The following is a 5,639-nucleotide window of genomic DNA, read 5'->3' on the forward strand; positions in this document are numbered from 1 at the left end:
ATGTGTATAAGAGACAGTTCCTGGCCCGGTCCGCCTTCGTCGCCGTTGCCCAGCATGGCCCGTGAGTGCATCGCGGCGTCGAACAGGGCGGGGTGCAGCCCGAACCGCCGTGCTTCGGCGGCGGGTTCCTCCGGGAGGCGCACTTCGGCGAAGACGTCGTCGCCGCGCCGCCAGACGCGTTGCAGACCCTGGAAGGCGGGCCCGTAACCGTAGTTGGCGGCCTCGAGCCGGGCGTAGAAGTCGTCCATGGGTACGTGTACGGCGTCATGGGGCGGCCACTCGGCGAACGCGGACCAGTCGGGTGCTGCCGCCTGGCCGGGGGCGAGCAGTCCACCGGCGTTGCGGGTCCAGGTCTCGTCGCCTTCCTGGCCGTCCGGGCGGGAGTACACGTACAGCGGGCGGTGCCCGGTGTCGTCGGGTGCCCCGACCGTCATCTGGACGGCAGTGCCGCCCTCTTCGGGAAGGATGAGCGGCGCTTCGAGGTTGAGCTCGACGAGATGGCCGCAGCCGACCTGGTCGCCGGCGTGGACCGCCAGTTCCACGAATGCGGTGCCGGGCAGCAGGGCCGTGCCCAGGACGGTGTGGTCGGCCAGCCAGGGATGGGTCCCCGACGACAGCCTGCCGGTGAACAGCACGCCGTCGCCGTCGGCCAGGGTGACAGCCGCGCTGAGCAGCGGGTGTTCGGCCGCGCGCAGGCCCATGGCCGTGGCGTCACCGGCCCAGGCTGCGGACAGCTTCGGCCAGAAGCGCTTGCGCTGGAAGGAGTAGGTGGGCAGCGCGGTGTTCCTGGCGCCCGTTCCTTCGTAGAAGGATTGCCAGTCCGGTCCGCTGCCGTGGACGTGCAGTTCGGCGAGGGCGGTGATCAACGACCGGGCCTCCGGCCGGTCGGCGCGCAGGGCGGGCAGGAAGACGGGCTCGTCGGCTCCTGTGGGAGCCCCGGTCAGGGCTTCCTGGCCCATGGCGCTCAGTACGCCGCCGGGGCCCATCTCGAGGAAGGCGGTGACCCCGTGGTCGAGGAGCGTGCGGATTCCGTCGTGGAAGCGGACGGCCTCGCGGACGTGGCGTACCCAGTAGCCGGGATCGGTGATCTCCTTGGCGCTGATGAGGTCGCCGGTCACGTTGGAGACGATCGGCAGTTCGGGGGCGCGGAACCGGACCGTCTCGGCGAAGGCCCTGAAGTCGTCCAGCATCGCTTCCATGTGCGCCGAGTGGAAGGCGTGGCTGACCCGGAGACGCTTGGTCTTGCGCGCCTGTCCCTCGAAGTGGGCGGCGATCTCCAGTACGCCGTCCTCGTCACCGGAGACGACCACCGCGCGGGGTCCGTTGAGTGCGGCGATCGAGACGCCCGGACGCAGCAGGGGCCGGACTTCGTCCTCGGTGGCCTGGAGCGAGACCATCGCCCCGCCTCCGGGGAGAGCTTGCATCAGCCGTCCGCGGGCGGCCACGAGGGCGGCGGCGTCCTCCAGGGACAGCGCCCCCGCCGCGTGGGCGGCCGACAGCTCGCCGATGGAGTGGCCGAGCAGGTAGTCGGGCCGGACGCCCCAGGAAGTGACGAGGCGGAACAGCGCGGTCTCCACGGCGAACAGGCCGGCCTGTGTGTAGACCGTCCGGTCGATCAGTCCCGCGGTGGCCCCGCCGGCGTCGTCAGCGGCGAGGACGATGTCCTTGACCGGCCGGTCGAGGTGCCGGTCCAGCTCGGCACAGACGGCATCGAACGCCTTGGCGAACACCGGGAACGCCTCGTACAGCCCACGGCCCATGCCTGGCCGCTGCGAACCCTGCCCGGAGAAGAGGAGACCGAGCCGGCCGTCCTCCGTGGCGACGCCGCTCGCCTGTCCCTGGGCCGGTGCGCCGGAGACGAGCGCGCGCAGACCGCTCAGCAGGCCTTCGCGGGTCTCGCCGACGACGACGGCCCGGTGGTCGAGGGCCGCGCGGCCGGTGGCGAGCGAGAAGGCCAGGTCCAGTGAGGTCGCGTCGGAGCTCTCCGCGTGCGACAGCACCTGGGCGGCCTGGCCCAGCAGTGCCTCCTGGGTCTTCCCGGACACGGTCCAGACGAGTGCGGGCAGCGCGTCGCCCTGCTCTGCCCGCGTGGTCGGCTCGGGGCTCGGCGCCTCTTCGATGACCGTGTGCGCGTTCGTCCCGCTCATGCCGAACGAGGAGATGCCGAATCGCTTGGGCCGGCCGGTCTGCGGCCAGTCCGTCCGCTCGGTCAGCAGTTGGACGGCACCGGCGGTCCAGTCGACGTGCGGGGTGGGCTCGTCGATGTGCAGCGTCTTGGGCAGCGTGCCGTGGCGCATCGCCTCGACCATTTTGATGATGCCGGCGACACCGGCGGCCGCCTGGGTGTGGCCGAGGTTGGACTTGACCGAACCGAGCAGGACCGGGTGGTCGCTCTGCCGGTTCCGGCCGTAGGTGGCGAGCAGTGCCTGCGCCTCGATCGGGTCGCCGAGCGTCGTGCCCGTGCCGTGGGCCTCGACCGCGTCGACCTGGTCGGCGGTGAGTCCGGCGTTCGCCAGCGCTTCCTGGATGACGCGCTGCTGGGAGGGGCCGTTGGGGGCGGTGAGGCCGTTGCTCGCACCGTCCTGGTTCACGGCGGAACCGCGGACGACGGCCAGTACCTCGTGCCCGTTGCGCCGGGCGTCCGACAGCCTCTCCAGGAGCAGCAGGCCGGCGCCCTCGGCCCAGCCGGTCCCGTCGGCGGCCTTGGCGAAGGCCTTGCAGCGGCCGTCGGTCGACAGCCCGCGCTGCCGGCTGAACTCGATGAAGGCACCAGGGGTCGACATGACCGTCACGCCGCCGGCCAGCGCCAGCGAGCACTCGCCCTGACGCAGTGCGTGCGCGGCCAGGTGCAGGGCGACGAGCGACGACGAGCACGCCGTGTCCACGGTGACGGCCGGGCCTTCGAGACCGAAGGCGTACGACACCCGTCCCGAGATCACGCTGGCCGCCGTGCCCGTCAGACCGTACCCCTCGACGCTCTCCGGGGAGAACTGCAGCAGGGAGGCGTAGTCCTGGCCGCTGGAACCGGCGAACACGCCGACCCGTGCGCCGGACAGCGACATCGGGTCGATGCCTGCCCGTTCGAACGCCTCCCACGCCGTCTCGAGGAGCAGCCGCTGCTGCGGGTCCATGGACAGGGCCTCGCGGGGGCTGATTCCGAACAGGCCGGAGTCGAACTCAGCTACGCCGTCGACGAAACCGCCCGACCGGACGTAGGACGTGCCGGACTGCTCGGGGTCGGCATCGTAGATGCGCCCGGTGTCCCAGCCTCGGTCGTCCGGGAACGGTGACATCGCGTCCGCACCGGCGGCCACCAGGTTCCACAGGTCCTCGGGGCTCGCGATCCCTCCGGGGAACCGGCAGCTCATCGCGACGATCGCGATGGGCTCCTGCTCCCCGGCCTCCACCTCACGAAGGCGCTCCCGGGTCTGGTGGAGGTCGGCCGTCACCCGCTTCAGGTACTCGAGGAGCTTGTCGTCAGCCACCATTACCGCTAACCCCTTTGCATAGGACAGAAATACGGTGCCGACCCATCAGGAGGCCCCGAGCTCGTTGTCGATGAATGCCAGGACCTCGTCGGCCGATGCCGCCTGGAGCTTCTCGGCGACCGTGGCCGACGCCCCGTCGCCCGTCGCCGGTTCCTCGTCCCAGCCGGAGAGGATGTCGCGCAGCCGTGCTCCGATCCGGTGTCGCGCGGTGCGGTCCGCGGAGAACGAGGCCAGGGCCTCCTCCAGCCGGTCCAGCTCGGCCAGGACGGGGACGGCCTGCGGCTCGGTGTTCTCACCGACCTCGGTCCGCAGGAAGGCGGCCAGTGCCACCGGAGTCGGATAGTCGAACGCCAGCGTCACCGGAAGGCGCAGCCCCGTGCGCGTACTGAGCCGGTTACGCAGTTCCACGGCGGTCAGTGACTCGAAACCGAGATCCCTGAAGGGCCGCTTGGCTCCGACCGCCTCGATCTCGCTGTGACCGAGCGTTCCGGCGGCCTCGGTGCGTACCAGCTCCAGGAGCATCTGACCGAGTTCGGCCTCGGACAGTTCGGCCACCGTCCTCCGGAACCCGGCCGCGCTGTCCGCGGCGCCGTCTCCGGCTTCTTCCGCCGCGCGCGCGAGCTCCCGCATCTGCGGGACGTCGGCGATCAGCGGGCTGGGGCGGACCGAGGCGACCGATGGCCCGTAGAGCGCCCAGTCGATGTCCGCGATCAGCAGGGACGGGCCGTCCTGCGCCACCACCCGGCCCAGCGCGGGCAGAGTGGAGGCGGTCGGCAGAACGGTCAGCCCACGGCGGCTCATCCGTTCGGCGAACGTGTCGTCCGAGGTGGCGGGACCGCCCTCGGCCCACGGGCCCCAGGCGATCGACGTGGCCGTCAGACCGAGCGACCTGCGGTGCACGGCGAACGCGTCAAGATAGGCGCTCGCGGCGGCGAAGGCTCCTTGGCCCGCGCCTCCGACGGTACCGGCGATGCCCGAGAACATGACGAAGGCGGTGAGGTCCAAGCCCTGTGTCACCTCGTGCAGGTTCCGGGCGCCGCCCACGTGGGCGCGCAGCGCGGCGGCCAGCCGCTCGGGGGTGAGCGCGCCCATGACCGCGTCGTCCAGTTCCCCGGCAGCGTGGAGCACCGCGGTGATCCGGTCGCCGTCGGCGGTCAGCCGCGCCACCAGGCCGTCCAGCGCGTCACGATCCGCCACGTCGCAGGCAGTGACGGTGATCCTGGTGCCCGATCCCTCCAGCTCCTGAATCAGATCGGCCGCACCCGGTGCATCGGCTCCCCTCCGGCTCAGGAGCACCACGTGCTCTGCGCCGTCACCGCAGAGCCGACGGGCCAGCTGCCTGCCGATCGCTCCGGTACCCCCGGTGACGAGCACCGTGCCCTTCGGCGTCCAGGAGCGGCCCGAACCCACCGGGGGCGCCGGCACCAGGCGGCGGGCGAACACGCCGCCCGGACGTACGGCGAGCTGGTCCTCGTCCCCGGCCCCGGCGAGCAGACCGCACAGCCGCGACAGCGCACGCTCGTCGGGCGCATCGGCGAGATCGATCAACCCGCCCCAGCGCTCGGGGTGTTCGAGAGCGGCCACCCTGCCCATGCCCCAGACCAGGGACTGCGCGGGGCTGATGGAACCGTCATGACCGTTCGTCCGGACGGCGCCCTGGGTCAGACACCACAGGGGCGCCGCGACGGCTGAATCACCGAGCGCCTGTACGAGCGTCACGGTCGCGGCCAGGCCGTTGGTGAGCTCCGGCGTTCCGGCGACCGGCTCCTCGTCCACGGAGCACAGGGACAGGATCCCGGCGATGGCGGTGCGGTCGCCGAGTGTGCCGGCCAGCTCCTGGGACAGTGTCACCCGGTCGAGTACGTCGTCCACGGAGCAGTGCAGGACGTCGGCCCCCTGGGCGCGCATGGCATGGACGACGGCCGGGGCGAGTTCGGCGCTCGCGCCGGTCGTCGAGCCCACGACCAGCCAGCTGCCGGTGAGAGGGGCTGACCGCTCGGCCAGTGGGGCCCAACTGGACCGGTACCGCCACGAGTCGGTGGTGGAGGCCTCACGCCGTTGCTTCCGCCAGGAGGAAAGAGCGGGCAGGACCGCACCCAGCGACGCCCCCTCGATGTCGAGCGTCCGGGCGAGCGTGGTGAGGTCACCGTG

General features: G+C 71.9%; 2 protein-coding genes. Both read right to left on the reverse strand.

The annotated features are described in order from the left end of the window. Positions 1–3,485 (reverse strand): type I polyketide synthase (locus tag IH13_RS0135475; RefSeq protein WP_420713444.1); only part of this gene is annotated, 3,485 nt, incomplete at its 3' end. A 48-nt stretch (positions 3,486–3,533) separates the two neighbouring features. Further along, the coding region (locus IH13_RS0135480) for an SDR family NAD(P)-dependent oxidoreductase (RefSeq protein WP_158791497.1) at positions 3,534–5,639 on the reverse strand (2,106 nt) is incomplete at its 5' end.

The sequence above is a fragment of the Streptomyces sp. NRRL WC-3549 genome (genome assembly GCF_000721935.1).
Lineage (GTDB): Bacteria > Actinomycetota > Actinomycetes > Streptomycetales > Streptomycetaceae > Streptomyces.